Raw genomic sequence first — 17,932 nt, forward strand, 5'->3', positions numbered from 1 at the left:
GCCGCCATACCACCCATGCCTTGCCGTTGGGAGCCCTTCGCCTGTCATGCTTTATTTCACGCGCCTGAAAACCACCCTGATCGTGCTGTTCTGCGCGATCGGCGTGCTGCTCACGCTGCCGAACCTGATCAAGCGGCCGGTGCCGGGCATTCCCTGGCCACAGATCCATCTCGGCCTCGACTTGCGCGGCGGATCCTACCTGCTGATGCAGATCGACATGAACGCCGTCGTGAAGGAGCAGCTTGCGAACCTGACCGACGAGGTGCGCCACGCCCTGCTCCAGGCCGATATCGGCTATACTGATCTCGGCGGGGACGTTGCAGCGCGGCGGGTCCAGTTCAATCTCGTCAAGCCGGGCGAGGCGCCGAAGGTGCGGCAGATCCTCGCGAAGCTGGTCTCGCCGGTGGCGGCGGCCGGCGGCGCGCCGGATCTGGACGTGAAGGTGTCGGATGCCGGAGCCGCAACGCTGACCCTCTCGCGTCCGGCACTGATCGCCAAGCAGACGCAGGCCATCGCCCAGTCGATCACCATCATCGGCCGCCGCATCGACGGCAGCGGCGTGGTGGACCCGCAGATCGCGCGGCAGGGCGCGGACCAGATCGTCATCCAGTTGCCCGGCGTGTCCGACCCGAACCAGATCAAGAAACTGCTCGGCAAGACCGCCCACATGACCTTCCACATGGTCGCGGAGGACGTCAACCCGGAGACCAAGACACCGCCGCCTGGCGTCGAGATCCTGCCGATGAGCGATGGCAGCGGCCGGAAGCTCGCGATCCGCTCGCGCGTCGCGGTCGACGGCGCGGACCTGACCAACGCCCAGGCCGGGCAGGACCCGCAGAGCGGGCAATGGGTGGTGAACTTCACCTTCAACAGTGTCGGCGCCCGCAAATTCGCCGACATCACGACCCATAACGTCGGCAAGCTGTTCGCCATCGAGCTCGACCGCAAGATCATCGAGGCGCCGGTGATCCGCACGCCGATCGTCGGCGGGCGGGGACAGATATCGGGCAGCTTCACGGCCAAGAGCGCATCCGACCTCGCCCTGTTGCTGCGCGCCGGGGCCCTGCCCGCCCCGCTCAAGGTGGTCGAGCAGCAGAGCGTCGGGCCGGAACTCGGCGCCGACGCGATCCGCGCCGGCATCGTCTCGCTGGCGGTGGGCTTCGTGCTGGTCATCACCTTCATGGCGAGTTTCTATGGCCTGTTCGGCTGGTTCGCGAACATCGCCCTCGTGGTCAATCTGCTGCTGTTGATCGCCGTGCTGTCGCTCATGGGGGCGACGCTGACGCTGCCGGGCATGGCGGGCATCCTGCTGACGCTCGGCATGGCGGTGGACTCGAACGTGCTGATCAACGAGCGCGTGCGCGAGGAGGTCAAGCTCGGCCGCAAGCCGCTCGCGGCGCTGGAGGCCGGCTACAAGCGCGCCTACGGCACCATCATCGACAGTAACGTGACGACGCTGCTGGCCCACATCATGCTGTTCATCTTCGGATCGCCGCCGGTGCGCGGCTTCGCGGTGACCATCTGTGTCGGCATCATCACAACCCTGTTCACGTCGACCGTGCTGGTCCGGCTGATCACGGCGCGCTGGTATGTCGCGCGCCGTCCCGCCGCGCTGCCGGTTCTCTGAGGCCCGCGCCATGAAATTCCTCACCCGCCCCGCCTTCCGCCTGGTGCCGGACGGCACGCGCATCCAGTTCATGAAGGGACGGTTCATCGGCCTCGCGGTCTCGGCCATTCTCTCGACCGCGTCGGTGATCCTGTTCTTTCATCCCGGCCTCAATCTCGGCCTCGATTTCCGGGGCGGCGTCGTCATTCAGGTGGCAACGCCGCAGAAGCCGGACTTCACCAGGCTGCGCGCGGAACTCGCGGCCGTTCACCTCCCCGGTGCCTCGCTGCAGAGCTTCGGCGGCGACAAGGGCGTGCTGATCAGCCTCGAATCCCAGGACAATGCGAAGGATACGCAGAAATCCCTCGCCGCCGCGGAAGGAGTGGTGAAGCAGAACCTGCCCGGTGCGAAGATCCTCTCGACCCAGGCGATCGGCGCCTCGGTCTCGGCGACACTGTTCCAGCAGGGGCTGATCGCGCTCGGGATCAGCTTCCTGATGATCCTGGTCTACATCTGGTTCCGCTTCGAGTGGCAGTTCGCCGTCGGCGCGGTGGCGACGCTGATCCTCGACGTGACCAAGACGATCGGCTTCATGGTCATCACCCGCCTGCCCTTCGACCTGGTGACCATCGCCGCGATCCTGACCGTGATCGGCTATTCGACCAACGACAAGGTGGTTGTGTATGACCGGATGCGGGAAAACCTGCGCAAATACAAGACCATGCCGCTGCGCGAGCTGATCGACCTGTCGATCAACGAAACCCTCAACCGCACGCTCGGCACATCCAGCACGGTGTTCCTCGCCGCCCTGCCGCTTGCCCTGTTCGGCGGCGCCTCGCTCTCCGGCTTCGCCTGGGTGATGCTGTTCGGCATCGTCGTCGGCACCTCGTCGTCGATCTATATCGCGGCGCCGATCCTGCTGCTGCTCGGCGAGCACCGGTTGCGCCGGGGCAACCCGAAAGTCGCCGACGATCCGACCGTCGCGAAGGACACGGCCCGCGCCTCGCGCTGAGAGACTCGCCTTCCGGAGGACTTCAAACCCGAAGGCGCAATGCACAGATCCGGAGTCGCACCGATGAGGAGACCCCGCCATGGCCGATCCGGATCGTGACAGGAAACGCGTGATCGACACCGAGGAACCCGAGCCGGTTCCGCTCGAAATCCCGCCCGAGCATGTCGCCTTCATTATCCTCAAGGCACGCGCCGTCGAGGCCCATTTGCCGCCGGTCGAGCCGGAGGAAGAGCCCGAAGCGGGCACGCCTCCGCCCGAGGAGGAGACCGACATGCTCGACGAGCAGGCCGGCGATGAAAGCGAGACGGAGTTGCGGGAGGCCATCGACCTTCTGTCCGACGAGGCCGCGACCGACCTGCTGGCTCTCTTTCTTGTCGGCCGCGGTGATTTCGGCAGGGAGGAGTGGGCCGACGCCCGCGCCCAGGCGGCGGAGCAGATCAACGGCAACCTTGCTGATGACCTGCTCGGCGAAACCGGCCTCGGCGACATGCTCGAGGAAGGGCTGAACGCGCTCGGCTATGCGCCCGAGGCTCTCGAACCGGACGCCTGAACGCTATTTCACCGCAGCGACGATCGAATCGGCCAGCGCCGCCGCGGTGCAGGCATAGCCCCGATCGTTCATGTGCATGCCATCGGCGGCGAGGAAACCGGAGGGATCGGCGCCGGCGCGCGCCCAGGCGCGCATGAGCACATCGCGCGAGAACAGGCCCACCCGGTAGCGCCGGGCCAGATGAGCAAGGGCGGCGTTGATCCGCGCATTGTCGGGCGAGTGCAACAGGCGGCGCGACCGCTGGTTATCCATCAGCACCACATCGAGATTGGCTGCGCGAAGTCTGCGCAATCCCTGCTCCACCAGAGCGGTGAACCGGTCCGGTGATTCGCCGCGCATCGCCGCATTGGCGCCGACCTGCCAGATGACCAGCACGGGCCGCAGGGCGAGCACATCGCGCTCCATCCGGCGGTCCTCGCGCAGCGCGTCCTCGCCGCTGATGCCGCGATTGATCACGCTGATCTCCGCGTCCGGCAACCGGTCGCCAAGGTCGTCCTGCAACATCGCGGGATAGGAATCGCCGATGTCGTGCGCCATCGCCCCCCAGGTGGATGACGAACCGATCGCCGCGATCACGACCGGCTGGCCCTGGTGGATCGCGGCCCGCAGATGCGGCAGACGCAGATATTGCACCGGCACGGTCGGGCAGGACGGCGCGGCCGCCGCCGTCCCGGCCAATGCGAAAAGCAGCAGGAGACTAGGAAACAGACGGTTTGGCATCTTTCACCCTGTACCAGGCGGCGATCGCGGCGACGCCGAGCAGCGCGGCGAGACCGGCGAGATTGACGACGATCTGCATCGCCCAGCCGTCATCGGTGTCCATCACGATGCGCCCGGCATAGGAGAGCAGGATACTCGCGCAATAGGTTGGCAGGCCGTACTGGCCGATCAGGACGAAGACGCGGGCGAGGCGGCTGCTCAGAAACCGTCCTTCGGCGCGGACATGGCGGGAGGCGAGCCAGGCAAGCGAGAGAATGGAGGCCAGCCGGTACGGATGCAGGCCGGTCTTGTCGATATTGCTCACGAATGGCTTGAGCAGTGGCGGGATGTGCTTCGCGAGGGACGGCTCGATCCATGTGGTCAGCAGGATCGCGAAGCCGATCAGCAGCAGCACGACCGCAACCGCATCGGTCGCGAGAACGGGCAAATCCGGCTTGCCATAGCGCGAGAACAGCATGCCGAGGACGAAGAGCAACTGCCAGGTGAACGGGTTGAAGTACCAGCCGTGGCCACTGTGGGTCGGCAGGTTCCAGCCATAGATCCGTGCGCCGGCATAGAGCGCGAAACTGAGCACGAGCAGTGCGCGCGGAAAGCGCAGCATGAAGAGCAACGGCGCGATGCCGCCCATGATGGCGACATAGAGCGGCAGGACATTCAGATAGGCCGGCTGGTAGAGCAGCGGCACGGCCTCGATGATCGCCGAAAGCGGCTTCGCAACCAGATGATCGATTCCCACCCCGGAAATGTATTGCGGCCGCGCGAACCAGATGGCCGCAAGCGCCACCTGCGCTGCGAACAGCACGAAGAGGAAAATATGCGCGATATAGAGCGTCCAGGCGCGTTTGAGCATGTCGGCCGAGGCGGAAAGTGGCCCCGCGCGATCCATCTTGCGGCCATAGACAAGGGCGGCGGCAAAGCCGGCAAGCAGGATGAAGATTTCCGTCGCGTCGTTCAGTGCGAGGTTGCGCACGGTGAAGCGGGCCAGCGTGTCGTGCGGGATATGGTCGAGAAAGATGCAGAACAGCGCGATGCCGCGGAAGAAATCGACCCTGAGGTCGCGCCCGTCGCGGACGAGTTGCATCATCCGGCAGCGCGGCGGGCGGAAAGCGCGAGGGCGAGTGTGCCCTCGTCGAGGATTTCGATACTGCCGCCGACGGGAACGCCCTGGGCAAGCCGGGTAACGCTCACGCCACAGGTTGCGAGCCGTTCGGTGAGATAATGCGCGGTGGCCTGGCCATCGACGGTGGCCGGCAGGGCGAGAATCACCTCGCGCACCGATCCGTCGAGCCGGGCGACGAGTCGGTCGATGCCGAGATCTTCGGGGCCATGGCCGGCAATGGCCGACAACAGGCCGCCGAGGACATGATAGCGGCCGCGATAGACTGCCGCGCGTTCCAGCGCCCATTGATCGGCCACCGTCTCGACCACGCAGATCAGCGGTTCGCGGGCGGCATCGGCGCAGATCATGCAGGGTTGTTGGGAATCCAGTCCGCCGCAGGTCGGGCAGACGGCGACGCGCTGGCAAGCGGCATCAAGGGCCGCGATCAGCGGCAGCAGGCGCTGCTCGCGCTCGGCCATCAGCCGCAGCACGATGCGCCGCGCCGAACGCGGCCCGAGACCCGGCAGCCGCGCCATCAGCCCGACCAGCCGCTCGATCTCCGGGCCCATCATCGCAGGAATATCCGCCTATGCAGCCTCAGAACGGCAGCTTCATGCCGGGCGGCAGCGAAATCCCGCCCGTCACTTTCTGCATTTCCTCGGCAGCGAGGGTTTCCAGCCGCGACTTGGCGTCGCGATGGGCGGCGACGATCAGGTCCTGAAGCATCTCGGCATCGTTCGGGTCGATCAGCTTGGGATCGATCTCGATCCCCTTCATCTCCCCCTTGCCGGACAGCGTGACCTTCACCAGGCCGGCGCCGGCCTCGCCCCGGATCTCCATGGCTTCGAGACGCGCCTGCATCTCCTGCATGTTCTGCTGCATCTGCTGGGCCTGCTTCATCAGGCCGGCGAGGTTCTTCATCAGTCGATCTCCATGGCATCGGCGATATCGTCGTCGGAAATCGGCGGGACATCGTCGAAGCGGTCATCATCCATCACGGGCGGCTCCGCAAGGGCGGGCGGCGCGTCGACCTCGACGCTCGCGATCTTCGCCCCAGGAAACGTCTCGAAGATGGCCCTGACCAGCGGATGGTCGAGTGCCTCGTTGCGCGCCGTCTCGCGTGCCGTGGTTTCGGCCTCGACCATACTCGGTGCGCCGGCGGCGCGGGACAGGGCGATGGTCCATCGCCGTCCGGTTTCCGCCTCGAGAAACCTGGCGAGGCGGGACGAAAGATCGCGAGGCGCCTCGGGGGTAAGGTTCAGTTCGATCACCGGCGGCGCGAACCGCACCAGCCGGGCATCGTGGCGGAGATGGGCATAGAGCAAGGCGTCCCGCTTCTCGCCGGCCAGGGCAATCACGTCCTCGAACCGGGCAAGGCGCGGGGCCGTTGCCGGGGCGGTCTCGGCCGGCGCGACCGGGGCGCCGTTCACCACCGCCCTTGGGGCCGGGCCGGGCGCGGACGCGGGCGCGGCATTGCCGCGGGCCACCGTCCCCTCGCCAGACAGGCGCCGAACCAGTTCGCCGGGTGGCGGCAGGTCGGACACGTAGCAGAGGCGGATCAGGATCATGTCGGCGGCGGCGCGCCGGTCGGTCGCCTGCTCCACCTCGGCGACGCCCTTGAGCAGCATCTGCCAGAGGCGGCCGAGAAACGGCACCGAAAGCCGCGCGGCCAGCGGCGCGCCACGGGCGCGGTCGAGCTCGGGCAATTCGCTGCCCTCGGCCAGGGCCGGGATCGCCTTCAGGCGCGAGAGCGTATGGGCGAGGCCGAGCAGATCCTGCATCACCAATACCGGATCGGCGCCGGCTTCATGCGCGCGGTCCATCACGCCGAGCGCACCGGCGGGATCGCCGGCGGCGACGGCCTCCAGCAGATCGAAGACCATGCCGCGATCGGCCAGGCCGAGCATGTCGGCCACCAGTTCGGCCGTGACCGGCGCCCCCTCATCGGCCCGGGCGATCGCCTGGTCGAGCAGGGAGAGCCCGTCGCGCACCGACCCGTCGGCGGCGCGCGCGACGGCGTCGAGCGCGCCACCTTCGACCGCGACCGCCTCCTTCTCCGCGATGCGGGCAAAATGCGCGGCCAGCACATCGACCGGCACCCGCTTGAGGTCGAAACGCTGGCAGCGCGAGAGCACGGTGATCGGCACCTTGCGGATTTCCGTGGTGGCGAACACGAATTTCACGTGCGGCGGCGGTTCCTCCAGCGTCTTGAGCAGCGCGTTGAACGCGTTGCGCGAGAGCATGTGGACCTCGTCGACGATGAACACCTTGGTGCGGGCGATCATCGGGCGGAAGCGCGTCGCCTCGATGATCTCGCGCACGTCGTCGACCCCGGTGTTCGAGGCCGCGTCCATCTCCACCACGTCGGGGTGGCGGTCGGCGAGGATCGCCACGCAATTATCGCACACGCCGCAGGGATCGGGCGTGGGACCGCCCTGCCCGTCCGCCCCGGTGCAGTTCAGCGCGCGGGCGAGGATCCGCGCCGTTGTCGTCTTGCCCACACCGCGCACGCCGGTGAGCATGAAGGCGTGGGCGATGCGGTTCATCGCGAAGGCGTTGCGCAGGGTGCGGACCAGCCCGTCCTGGCCGATCAGGTCATCGAAGGTGGTCGGGCGGTATTTGCGGGCGAGGACGCGGTAGGACTCGGCATGGACCGGGGCGGCGGCCTCGGGCAATTCGTCGTCGCCGAACAGCGACGGTCCCGGCGGCGGCGGCTCGGACCTGGGCTGATCGTCCGTCTCGTCGTCGTCGAACAGACCGGCCATGCGCCTCCGATGAGCTGGGCTGGATTGAGAGGTGGGAGACCGGAACCGCGACCCGTGCGGAAACTCGTTGCGGCTGCTGCCTTCCGGCCCTGACCGGGTTGGCGAGGCGCCCGTCCGCGACCGGCCTCCCGCTTTCCATATCTATCCTTTGAAGCCTCTTTGCAAGGCCGGCTTGCCGGCACCGTGGACCGGTGCCACCTTCCCGCCATGCACGATATTTCGCTCCCTTCCGCCCTGCTCTACAGCTCCGCCCGGCTCGACCGCGCCAGCCACCGCCGCACCGATGCCGACTGGCTGGCCGCGGCCCGCGCCGATACGGGCGCCGGCTTCGTCGCCTACTGGCGCGGCAAGCTGCTGATCGCTCCCGAACCGGAACCCCGCGCCGTGCTCGATGCCCCGCCGCGCGAGGACGCGGGGGAAAGCGTCTTTCTCGGGCTGATGAACGGCAGCCCGGTCTTCGCCGTCGATCTTTCGGCACATGACGCGCCACTCGATGCTTTGCACCGTCCGCGCGGCGCGTTTCTCGAACTGCGCGGGCTGACTGCAACGCTGCCGGCCGAGGAGGCCGGGCTGCTCGCCACGGCGCGCGGCCTGCTCTACTGGCAATCCCGCCACAAATTCTGCGGCGTGTGCGGCGGCGCCTGCGCTCCCGAACGCGGCGGCCACACCATGCGCTGCGCGCAATGCGGCACCGAGCATTTCCCGCGCACCGATCCGGCGGTGATCATGCTGGTTGCGAAAGGCGACCGCGTGCTGCTCGGCCAGTCACAGAAATTTCCGCCCGAGCGGAACATGTTCTCGACCCTCGCCGGCTTCGTCGAACCGGGCGAAAGTCTCGAAGATGCGGTGCGCCGCGAAACCCTTGAAGAGGTCGGCGTTCACGTGGGAACGGTTTCCTATACCGGCAGCCAGCCCTGGCCGTTTCCGGCCTCACTGATGCTGGGTTTCCGTGCCGAAGCGGTGAGCGAGGCGATCACGCTCGACGCCGAGGAAATGCGCGCCGCCGCGTGGTTCACCCGCGCGGATCTCGCGAACCGCCGCGAGGCGGGCTTCAACCTGCCGCCACGGGATTCGATCGCGCGCAAGCTGATCGATGACTGGATTGCCGAGGAGCATTGAACCAGACACCGAATTGTCATCAGATAACGTTTGATATCGAACGAATTGCGTCGTATAGCGGGCGCATCACAACCTGACGGAGAGTCGAAATGGCGAAAGTTCTTGTGCTCTACTACAGCACCTGGGGCCATGTTGAGACGATGGCCAAGGCCGTGGCGGAAGGGGCGAAGGCCGCCGGAGCGGAGGTGACGCTGAAGCGCGTGCCGGAGACCATGCCGGAAGACACCGCGAAGGCGATCCACGCAAAGACCGACCAGGACGCGCCGGTCGCAACGCCGGCGGAACTCGCCGACTACGACGCGATCATTTTCGGCACGCCCACGCGCTTCGGCAACATGTGCGGCCAGATGCGCAATTTCCTCGACCAGACCGGCGGCCTCTGGGCCAAGGGCGCGCTGATCGGCAAGGTCGGCTCGGTCTTCGCCTCGACCGGCACCCAGCATGGCGGCCAGGAAACCACCATCACCTCGTTCCATACCACGCTGTTCCATCACGGCATGATCGTGGTCGGCGTTCCGTATTCCAACCCGGAGCTGACCAACATGAACGAGATCACCGGCGGCACGCCGTATGGCGCAACCACACTGGCCGGCGCCGACGGTTCCCGCCAGCCAAGCGCCAACGAACTCGCCATTGCCCGCGCGCAGGGCAAGCATGTCGCCGGGATCGCCGCAAAGCTCGCCGGCTAAACGGACGAACGGGCGGCGCCGCAAGGGCCGCCCTTTGTCCCCGTCTTGTCATATGACTTCACCGGGACAGCGGGGTAGACGGGGGCCGAATTGATCGATGGAGGTCCCGCATGACAATATCCCGCCGCGGTTTTCTGGGCACCGGCGCCGAACTCACGGCCGCCTCCTTGCTTGCCGCCGCGCCGGCCGCGCATGCCGGAACGGTCGATGCATTTCGCTTCCTCTCGATCGGTGACTGGGGCCGCGACGGCGCGCATCACCAGCGCAACGTCGCCCAGGCCATGGCTGATCGGGCCGCCGCCGATTCGCCGCGCTTCATCCTTTCGCTTGGCGACAATTTTTATGAATCCGGTGTGAAATCCGTCAACGATCCGCAGTGGAAAACCAGCTTCGAGGACGTCTACGATCAGGCCTCGCTGCAGCGCCCGTGGAAAGTAATCCTCGGCAACCATGATTATCGCGGCAACGTGCCCGCGCAGATCGAATATTCGAAACGCTCGAAGCGCTGGCAGTTGCCGGCCCGCTACTACACCCACACCGAAACGCTGCCCGGCGGCGGCGAGGCGGAGATCTTCTTCCTCGATACCTCGCCCTTCATCCGGAAATATGTTGGCACAGTCACCGATATTTCCGGGCAGGACCCGCACGCCCAGCGCGCCTGGCTCGATGATGCGCTCGGTCGATCGGCCGCCCGCTGGAAGATCGTGGTGGGGCATCATCCGCTCTACACCGCCCTTGGCGGACCCGGCCACGACCAGCCCGACCTGATCGCGGCACTCGAACCGGTCCTGCGCCGCCATGGCGTGAAGCTCTACATCAACGGCCATGACCACTCGATGCAATATGTCGAGATGGGCGGAGTTTCCTACGTGACCAACGGCGTCGGATCGGAAATCTACGATCCCGGCACGCCGAGCCGCGCGGGATTCTGCCTTGGCGCACATGGCTTCCTGACGACGTCAGTCACACGCGAGGCGATTGCGTTCGCCTTCATCGACATGGACGGCAAGACGCGTTTCGCGAAGTCCATCTCGGCCTGAGGTCGTCGCGCCGCCGGCTCACGCGCGCTCGCGCCACCAGCCGGCGACAATCAGCAGAAGTCCAAGAAGCACGCCCGGAATTGCCGGTGGCAGTTTCACATCACGCTCACCGGTCACGATGCTGGCATGGCGTCGCCGGTACAGCCCCTGCCAGCCTGGCGCCGGGTCATGTGCGAGCCAGACGATCCGCCCGCCGCTGCGGCGCGCGAGCGGCGCGAAAATCCGGCTGCTCGCGGCCAGATCCCGCTGCTCTGCCGGATCCTCGTCCGCGGCGGCGGCATAGGCGGTGCGGCCGCCGCCGGCAACCCGCCACACACCGGGCCCGCCGGCCGACAGGGAGGCCGCAAACCTCCCGGGCGCAGTGCGGTGCAGCGCGATGGTCATGGTCCGGCCGTCCGGCGCCGTCACCGTCACCGAACCTGGGGGGCCATCCGGCCCGATCCGGCGTATGCTCAGCCGCCCCGCCGCAATGGACGCATGCAACTGACGCGCCGCAAGTGACGGATCGCCGAGCAGCCAGTGGACCGTGCGACCAAGCAGCGCCGCCGCCGGCCCGCGCATCGCCGCATCGCCCGCCAGCGCGCCGCGTGCCCAAAGCCAGAATTGATCGGAAAGCAGCATTGCGACCCGCCCCTTGCCCTCATGCGCAAGAACGAGCAGCGGCGCCGCCACGCCCGGCACGCGAAGCAGCGTCACGCCGCGGCGCCGCTGCACCGTTTCGTAGCGATACCAGGGACCGAGTGAATCACGCGCGAAACGGGCGGTCACCGGGTCGCGCAGCCCTTCACGCGTGAGCTGGGGCGTGAAGGCGCCAGTCACCGTGCCGGCACCATAGGGGCGCACCGGGAGGATCGGCCCGAGCGGCGAATCGGCGATCGACCGGTTCCCTTCGAATTCCGGCCCGGCCTCGACCAGCAGCGCGCCGCCGGCGCGGACATGGCGCGCGATATTCGCGAGATAGGGCGGCAGCAACAGATCATCATTCGCGAACTGGTCGAGAATGATCAGGTCGAACTTTCCGATATCCCGGTCGAACAACTGGTCCACCGGAAAGGGAATCAGCGCCATGTCCCGCAGCGGCGCCGGCATCGGCTCGTCGGGCAGGCGGAGGATGGTGAAATTCACCAGCCGCACGGCGGGATCGGATTTCAGCAGCAGCCGCCAGGCCCGCAGCCCCGGATTGGGCCGGCCGGCGATCAGCAGCACCGTCAGCCGCCGCCGCACGCCATCGAGATGGAACACCGCCTGGTCATTGGTGCGGGACACCTCACCCGCCAGCGGCGCCGCCGACACCGCAACGACCGCGCGCCCGGCATGCGAGACGTCGAGCGGCACTGTCTCCGTCTGTCCCACCCGTGCGCTGACCACATGGACCGTGTGCCCATCGACCGAGATGCCGACCGGAACCGCGGTGCCGCGATCCTCGACGCCATGGTCCCGGACGACGAAACGCAGCGTCACCTTGTGGCCGACCAGCCCGTAGCGCGGTGCTGAAATCAGGCTCAGCGCCCGATCCGTCTGGCCCGGCGCGGCGGGGATCAATGCCGAGACAGGCACGCCGTCGGGCAGTCGGCTCGGCGGTGCGTCGGTGGCTTCGCCATCGGTGATGGCGACGATGCCCGCGAGTTCCCCGGGCGGAATTCCGGAGAGCGCCGCCTTCAGCGCGGAGAAAAGCGGCGTTCCATCATGCCCGTCGCCGGCGACGGCAACGGTGCGGAGGGTGACACCTTTCGGCACCGTGGCAGCAAGATGCCGATAGGCGGCAGCGGCAAGCGCCGCGCGCCGCCCGATCGCCATCGAGGGTGAGCGGTCGCGAATGACCACGATCGTGTCCGGCAAGGGCGCGGTCGTGCGCACCTGCCAGCGCGGTCCGGCCAGCACGGCAAGCAGGAAGAGAAGGCCGGCGAGTCGCAGCCAGGCGCCGCGCGCCCGGCGAAGCAGGCCGATGCCGCCGAACGCGAGCGCAATCGCGGCCAGTCCCGCAATCAGAGGCCAAGGCACCAGCGGCGCAAAGACGACGGGTATCGTCATTCGCCGAGTCTTCGGAGAATGGCGGGGATCTGCAACTGATCCGCCTTATAGGTGCCGGTCAGCGCATACATCACCAGATTGACGCCGAACCTGCCGGCCTTGTCGCGCTGGCCGGGGGTTCCGGGCAGAAGAGCCTGCAAGGGATTGCCGGCCTGGTCGAGTGCCCAGGCACCGGCCCAGTCATTCGCGCCGATCACCACCGGGCTCACGCCGTCGGCGTCGCGGCCGCCTGGCGCGGCAATGTAGACCGGCGCTCCGTCGAAACGGCCGGGAAAACTGCGCGTGAGAAAGAAGGTGTGCGCCAGGGTGTCACGGTCGGTCAGCGGTCTGAGGGGCGGCAGGGAGAGACAGGCCGTCGCCCGGCGCAGTGCGGCGCCGGCGCCCGGGTCGAACCCGGCACCCGAACCGGCGCTTCCGGGATTGCCGCCATCGGTGTCGATCACCAGCAGGCCACCGCCGCGCATGAACGCGTCGAGCGCCGCACAGGCAGCCGGATCTGGCGGACGGGTCGCAGACGTCACCATCCAATAGAGCAGCGGATAGAGATTGAGATTGCCCTGCCCCGGCACCACGCCCTGCGGTGTGCCGAGCACGGCGGCGGTCTCCTCGTTGACCTGGGTGGAGAGCGCCGTCAGTCCGGCACGCACGATGGCGTCGGTTGCCGGATCGCCGGTGCGGACATAGGCGAGCGATGCGGTCAGCGCCGCCGCCGGTGGCGCCGCGCGCGCATGCGGCGCCGGGACAAGCATGCAAAGACCGGCCGCGCCGGCCAGAACACGCAGCTGAAGGGCGCCACGGAGCAGCAGCGTCGCCACCATGTCGACGAGCAGCAGGGCCATCGCGGCGGCCAGCAGGTCGGGGCCGAAGCGGCGCGCTCGCGGCAAGGCATCGAGCCCGGTCACCGGCACCAGTGCAGGCCACGAGGCCGCGGCGAGTCCCGGCACATGACCGCCGAGATCGAGCGCCGCCGAACCGCGGGCATTGCCCCACAATCCTGGTGGATGAGCGGGCGAAACCATGATGTTGCCCAGTTTCGCCGCATCCAGCGGCCGCGCGGCTGCGCCGGGCGGCACCAGCCGGCCTTCGCCGTCAAGCACGCGAACCGGCGTGAGTTGACCGGATTTCGGCACACGACCCGCCCCGAGACGGACCAGGCGGCGAATCAGCGCGGGAAAATCGGCAGCAAGCGGCAGATCCGACCAGCCCGGATTGGCGGCCGTCAACACATCGACCAAGGCACCGCGCCCTTCGCGCCTGCCGAGTATGATCGGCGTGCCATCGGCCAGACTGGCCCAGACGGTTGCCGGATCGAGCCGCGCCGGGTCCGCGAGGCTCTGGCGGCGGACGCGCGCATCGCGCGGCAAGGCCATTCCTGCCAGCGGCGAATCCGGCGCGAAGGACGCGATGGCCTCCGGGTGTCCGCCGGCCAGGGCACCCGCCAGGTCGCGAACGCCGGGCAGAAGCGCATCTGGATTCAGCGAATCGGGCCTTGATGCGATGAGCGGCCCGGCAAAGCGGATGACGACCCCGCCCGCCGACATGAAGCGCCGCAGCCACGCGATCTCGCGCGGATGCAGGTTCACATCCGCCAGGATGAGCGCGCCGGGATCAGCCCCCTCCACACTGCTGAACGATCCGGCGACCACTTTCGTTCCATTGGGGAGAGCCCGGCGCACGTAATAGAGTGCGCCGGTGAAGCGCTGCTCGGCATCGGCCGCGCCGCCCGCCACAAGCCCGACCAGCAGCCCCTTCGACGCGCCGTCCAGCAGGGCGACCGCCGCTGGCCCGGCAATGCCGGGAATGACGAGGCGCCTCACCCGCGCCTGAAGTGCAACCGGCAGGTCGATCCGGGCTGCACCTTCAGACGTTCCAGGTTGCACCTTTATGTCCACGCGGGCGAGCGCGCTCCCTGCGCCGTCTTCGGCGAGGACGGGAACCGAGACCGCTGCCGCCTGCGGCACGACGCCGACCCGGGCAAGGAGAGATCCGTCCGGCAAGAGGCCCGGCGGCTCCAGCAGTCGAAGCCGCGCGGGCGATGCGGCAACGATTCGCGCCGGGCGGAGTGCGGCAACAAAACCGCGAAGGCCTTGCGCGGCCAGACCGTCGGCGACGTATACGGCGGTAAGATCAGGATGCGCGCGCCGCACCGCGCGGACAGCGGCCGCAGCGGCGGCACGGTCCGTCGGCCAGGCCTCGGGACGAAGCCCGCCGATCGCGGCCAGCGCGGCGGAGCGGTCCAGCAGGGCGCTGGCGCGAGGCAGATGCCCCGCGGCATCTCGTGCCGTCGGCAGCACGATCACGCCGCGCCGGCCCGATTGATCGACGATGCGCCGCGCCGCCTCCTGCCGCGCCGGAAAGTCGGCCGCGCTGGCCCAGCCATTGTCGATCGCCAGCAGAACCGGGCCTGCGCCGCCAAGGATTGGAGGCGGTACGATCTGCGGGCCGGCGAAGCCGATGATGATTGCGGCAGCCGCAACCAGTCGCAGAAGCAGCAGCCAGAGCGGCATGCGCGCCGGGCTCCGGGCGGTGGGCGGGACGTCGCGCAGCAGTCGGATCGCCGGAAACAGCTGCCGGCGCGGCGCCGGCGGGGTCGCACGAAGGATGAAATATAGTCCCGGGAGCAGCAGTAACCCGGCGAGGACGGCAGGAGCAGCGAAACTGACCGGGCCGATCATCGCGCCGGTTCAAGCGCAGACCGCAGGGCGGCGAGCGCCGGGCCGGCAGGAGTGTCGGTGCGGTGGAACAACGGACGCAGCCGCGCCGTTTCGGCGGCACGGACGACGGCGGCACGTTGCGCGGCCAGGCGCGCGCGATAGGCGACGGCAACATCCTCGGCAGAAGCGACATCTTCCGGACGCCCTCCCGCCGGATCCTCGAACAGCACACGACCGCGGAACGGAAAATCGCATTCGGCGGGATCAAGCACCTGAAGCAGGACGCCACCCCGCAGACTGGCCCCCATGGCCGACAGCGCGGCCGCGACCTCCTCCGGAGGGTCGAGGAAGTCTCCGATCAGCGCAAGGCGGCCGGGGCCGGGCGCGACTGTCTTCGGCAGCAGAAAGCCGGCAGCGAGGCGTTCAAGCGCCCCGGGTCCGCCAAGCGGTGCCGTGCGGCGCCAGGCAGCGACGCGTTCGCCGCCATCGAGCGCGAGCGCGGCCAGGGCGAGACCGAGCACCAGCGCGCGGTCGAATTTCGGTTCGCTCGCGCCGGCGGAGTGGAACGCCATGCCGGGATGATCGGCGATATCCAGCATCAGCGTTTCGATGGTTTCCCACTCCCGCTCGCGGACATACAGCCGTTCGCCGCGTGCGCTGCGCCGCCAGTCGATGCTGCGGGCGGAGTCGGCCTCGTGGAGTTCGCGATATTGCCAGAACTGCTCGCCGGCGCCCGCACGGCGGCGGCCATGCCGGCCCGGCGCCACTCCCGCGGCCAGGCGCCGCGCGGCGAGCACCAGGGCCGGTAGCCGCGCGGCCAGTGCAGCGGCCGCCGCGACCGCCGCGACGCGGGCATCCGCTTCAGCCAAGGATCCGCGCAACGGCGAGACCGATCAGCGCCTCGACGCTCTCACCCTCAGCCCGGGCGGCGAAAGAAAGGCCCATACGGTGCCGCAGCACCGGCGCCGCCAGCGCCGCGACGTCATCAAGGCTCGGCGCTTCGCGCCCATCCAGCAGGGCGCGGGCACGGCTCGCGAGCATCAGCGCCTGCGCCGCGCGAGGGCCGGGCCCCCAGGCAAGCGCAGCGGCGATCTTCGGATCACCCGCCGTTTCCGGGCGCGCGCCCCGCACCAGCGCCAGGATGGCATCAACCACCTTCGCCCCCACCGGCATGGCGCGGACCACATGCTGGGCCGCGCGCAGTCCTTCAGGGTCGAGCACCGGTTCAACCTCCGTCTGATCGAGCCCGGTCGTCGCCAACAGCATGCGCCGCTCATCCGCCACCGAGGGATATTCAATGCGGATCTCGAACAGAAACCGGTCGAGCTGGGCCTCGGGCAGCGGGTAGGTGCCTTCCTGTTCCAGCGGGTTCTGGGTGGCGAGCACGTGAAACGGATCGGGCAGCTGACGGTTGAGCCCGGCCACCGCGACCCGGCGCTCCGCCATCGCCTGCAGCAGGGCCGACTGGGTGCGCGGGCTGGCGCGGTTGATTTCATCCGCCATCAGCAGCTCGGTAAACACCGGCCCTTCGATGAAGCGGAAGGCACGGGCGCCGTCAGCACCCGTTTCGAGCACTTCGCTGCCCAGGATATCGCCTGGCATCAGATCCGGCGTGCACTGGATCCGCCGCGTGGACAGGCCGAGAGCGGCGGCAAGCGCTTCGACAAGACGGGTCTTGCCAAGCCCCGGCACACCGACGATGAGCGCATGGCCGCCGGCGAGAATGGCGGCGAGACACTGGTCGATCACGACGTCCTGCCCGATGATGACGCGGCGCACCTGCTCCCGCGCATCACCGAGCCGCGCCGCGGCGGCGGCGAAAGCGTCAAGGATGTCACCCGGGTGTGTCGAACTTACAACCCGCCCATCGTTCTGCAACATTCCCGTCATTTGTGATCGCCTGCGTGGTTTTCCCGGAACGGCGCGCTGCCTATATCCAATGTATTGCATATGAGGATGTTGGATAGGGGCTAGTGGTGGACGATCCTCGACACGTGGCGGGAATATCTTCGAAAGCGGCCTCCGCGGCCCTGCGAAGTCCTGCCAGCGACGTGAATGCGATAACCGGCGGCGGCATCGTGCCCTTGCGTCCGCCCGGTTGCGACGGGGTCACGGCTCCGGCCAGAACCCGCACGCCGGTGGATTGCGGCGATCTGCCGTTCCTGATCAGGCGTGACGGAACCTGGCTCTATCGCGGTAGCCCGATCGGGCGCAAATCCATGGTCTGCCTGTTCGCCAGCGTGCTGAAGCGGGACCCGACAGGCGCCTTCCTTCTCGAAACACCGGTGGAGCGCGGCCGGATCGAGGTGGAGGATGCGCCGTTCGTCGCTGTCGAGCTCGACTGGCATGGCCAGGGGCGCGACCAGGTTCTCTATCTTCGGACCAATGTCGACGAGACGATCGCGATCGGACCGGACCATCCGCTGCGCGTGGCGCACGACCTGCTGACCTGCGAGCCAACACCGTATGTGGTCGTGCGTGCCGGCCAGGGTCCCTTCCCGATTGAGGCGCGGGTCAGCCGCTCGGTCTACTACGAACTCGTCGCGCTGGCGGAGCCGGGGGTGCAGTTCGGCAAGCGGGTGCTGGGGGTCTGGAGCCAGAGTGCGTTCTTCTCGCTGGGCGAGATCGCCCATCCGGTCGAGTGATC

At 68.2% G+C, this 17,932-nt stretch carries 16 protein-coding genes and 1 other RNA gene; 7 read left to right on the forward strand and 10 right to left on the reverse strand.

Going from position 1 to position 17,932, the window contains the following annotated elements:
• The first annotated feature begins 46 nt into the window (after window positions 1-46).
• From secD to ACMV_RS11155, 3 genes are all read left to right on the forward strand, one after another.
• Complete coding sequence (gene secD / locus ACMV_RS11145) at window positions 47-1,627, forward strand: protein translocase subunit SecD (RefSeq protein WP_007421985.1); 1,581 nt, start codon at window positions 47-49, stop codon at window positions 1,625-1,627.
• Window positions 1,628-1,637: 10 nt separating this feature from the next.
• Entirely contained in the window at window positions 1,638-2,618 is a 981-nt protein-coding gene (gene secF / locus ACMV_RS11150) for a protein translocase subunit SecF (RefSeq protein ID WP_007421986.1), read from the forward strand.
• A gap of 79 nt (window positions 2,619-2,697) precedes the next feature.
• A complete protein-coding gene (locus tag ACMV_RS11155; RefSeq protein ID WP_007421987.1) occupies window positions 2,698-3,168 on the forward strand; it encodes a DUF3775 domain-containing protein in 471 nt (156 codons plus the stop codon).
• 3 nt (window positions 3,169-3,171) lie between these two features.
• On the opposite strand, the gene ACMV_RS11160 is transcribed toward ACMV_RS11155, so the two are convergent.
• The 6 genes from ACMV_RS11160 to ffs form a co-directional block, all read right to left on the reverse strand.
• Window positions 3,172-3,888 carry an SGNH/GDSL hydrolase family protein gene (locus ACMV_RS11160; protein WP_012039739.1) on the reverse strand — a complete coding sequence of 239 codons (717 nt, stop codon included), beginning with the start codon at window positions 3,886-3,888 and terminating at the stop codon, window positions 3,172-3,174.
• Window positions 3,866-4,969 (reverse strand): OpgC domain-containing protein, encoded by a 1,104-nt coding sequence (locus ACMV_RS11165; RefSeq protein WP_007421989.1) that lies wholly within the window; start codon window positions 4,967-4,969, stop codon window positions 3,866-3,868. The genes ACMV_RS11160 and ACMV_RS11165 overlap by 23 nt, the downstream gene beginning before the upstream one ends.
• Window positions 4,969-5,559: a recombination mediator RecR gene (gene recR, locus ACMV_RS11170; RefSeq protein WP_007421990.1), complete on the reverse strand. Its 591-nt coding sequence runs from the start codon at window positions 5,557-5,559 to the stop codon at window positions 4,969-4,971. The genes ACMV_RS11165 and recR overlap by 1 nt, the downstream gene beginning before the upstream one ends.
• Before the next feature lie 25 nt (window positions 5,560-5,584).
• Window positions 5,585-5,908 carry a YbaB/EbfC family nucleoid-associated protein gene (locus ACMV_RS11175; protein WP_007421991.1) on the reverse strand — a complete coding sequence of 108 codons (324 nt, stop codon included), beginning with the start codon at window positions 5,906-5,908 and terminating at the stop codon, window positions 5,585-5,587.
• The gene (locus ACMV_RS11180; protein ID WP_013640481.1) at window positions 5,908-7,752 is read right to left on the reverse strand and encodes a DNA polymerase III subunit gamma/tau; all 1,845 of its coding nucleotides are present in this window, start codon (window positions 7,750-7,752) and stop codon (window positions 5,908-5,910) included. The genes ACMV_RS11175 and ACMV_RS11180 overlap by 1 nt, the downstream gene beginning before the upstream one ends.
• A 31-nt stretch (window positions 7,753-7,783) precedes the next feature.
• Window positions 7,784-7,881: signal recognition particle sRNA small type (gene ffs / locus ACMV_RS19395), an RNA gene on the reverse strand.
• A 78-nt stretch (window positions 7,882-7,959) separates the two neighbouring features.
• Between ffs and nudC the strand changes: the two genes are divergently transcribed.
• From nudC to ACMV_RS11195, 3 genes are all read left to right on the forward strand, one after another.
• Window positions 7,960-8,871, forward strand: coding sequence for an NAD(+) diphosphatase (gene nudC / locus ACMV_RS11185; protein ID WP_041665051.1), 912 nt, complete (start codon window positions 7,960-7,962; stop codon window positions 8,869-8,871).
• Window positions 8,872-8,960: 89 nt separating this feature from the next.
• Window positions 8,961-9,560: an NAD(P)H:quinone oxidoreductase gene (gene wrbA, locus ACMV_RS11190; protein WP_012039745.1), complete on the forward strand. Its 600-nt coding sequence runs from the start codon at window positions 8,961-8,963 to the stop codon at window positions 9,558-9,560.
• A gap of 110 nt (window positions 9,561-9,670) precedes the next feature.
• Window positions 9,671-10,600 (forward strand): purple acid phosphatase family protein, encoded by a 930-nt coding sequence (locus tag ACMV_RS11195; protein WP_013640483.1) that lies wholly within the window; start codon window positions 9,671-9,673, stop codon window positions 10,598-10,600.
• 18 nt (window positions 10,601-10,618) lie between these two features.
• Here ACMV_RS11195 and ACMV_RS11200 read toward each other — a convergent pair whose 3' ends face one another.
• Genes ACMV_RS11200 through ACMV_RS11215 form a run of 4 tightly spaced genes read right to left on the reverse strand, consistent with a single transcriptional unit; the run spans window position 10,619 to window position 17,175 of the window.
• Complete coding sequence (locus tag ACMV_RS11200; RefSeq protein ID WP_013640484.1) at window positions 10,619-12,631, reverse strand: hypothetical protein; 2,013 nt, start codon at window positions 12,629-12,631, stop codon at window positions 10,619-10,621.
• Complete coding sequence (locus tag ACMV_RS11205; protein WP_013640485.1) at window positions 12,628-15,306, reverse strand: DUF4159 domain-containing protein; 2,679 nt, start codon at window positions 15,304-15,306, stop codon at window positions 12,628-12,630. Before ACMV_RS11205 ends, ACMV_RS11200 begins: the two co-directional genes overlap by 4 nt.
• Window positions 15,303-16,154, reverse strand: a complete 852-nt coding sequence (locus ACMV_RS11210) for a DUF58 domain-containing protein (RefSeq protein WP_231844394.1) — start codon at window positions 16,152-16,154, stop codon at window positions 15,303-15,305. The genes ACMV_RS11205 and ACMV_RS11210 overlap by 4 nt, the downstream gene beginning before the upstream one ends.
• Window positions 16,147-17,175, reverse strand: coding sequence for an AAA family ATPase (locus tag ACMV_RS11215; RefSeq protein ID WP_013640487.1), 1,029 nt, complete (start codon window positions 17,173-17,175; stop codon window positions 16,147-16,149). Before ACMV_RS11215 ends, ACMV_RS11210 begins: the two co-directional genes overlap by 8 nt.
• Window positions 17,176-17,258: 83 nt before the next feature.
• Between ACMV_RS11215 and ACMV_RS11220 the strand changes: the two genes are divergently transcribed.
• The gene (locus ACMV_RS11220; protein WP_013640488.1) at window positions 17,259-17,930 is read left to right on the forward strand and encodes a DUF1285 domain-containing protein; all 672 of its coding nucleotides are present in this window, start codon (window positions 17,259-17,261) and stop codon (window positions 17,928-17,930) included.
• Window positions 17,931-17,932 lie beyond the last annotated feature (2 nt).

It is taken from the genome of Acidiphilium multivorum AIU301 (genome assembly GCF_000202835.1).
Taxonomy (GTDB): domain Bacteria; phylum Pseudomonadota; class Alphaproteobacteria; order Acetobacterales; family Acetobacteraceae; genus Acidiphilium; species Acidiphilium multivorum.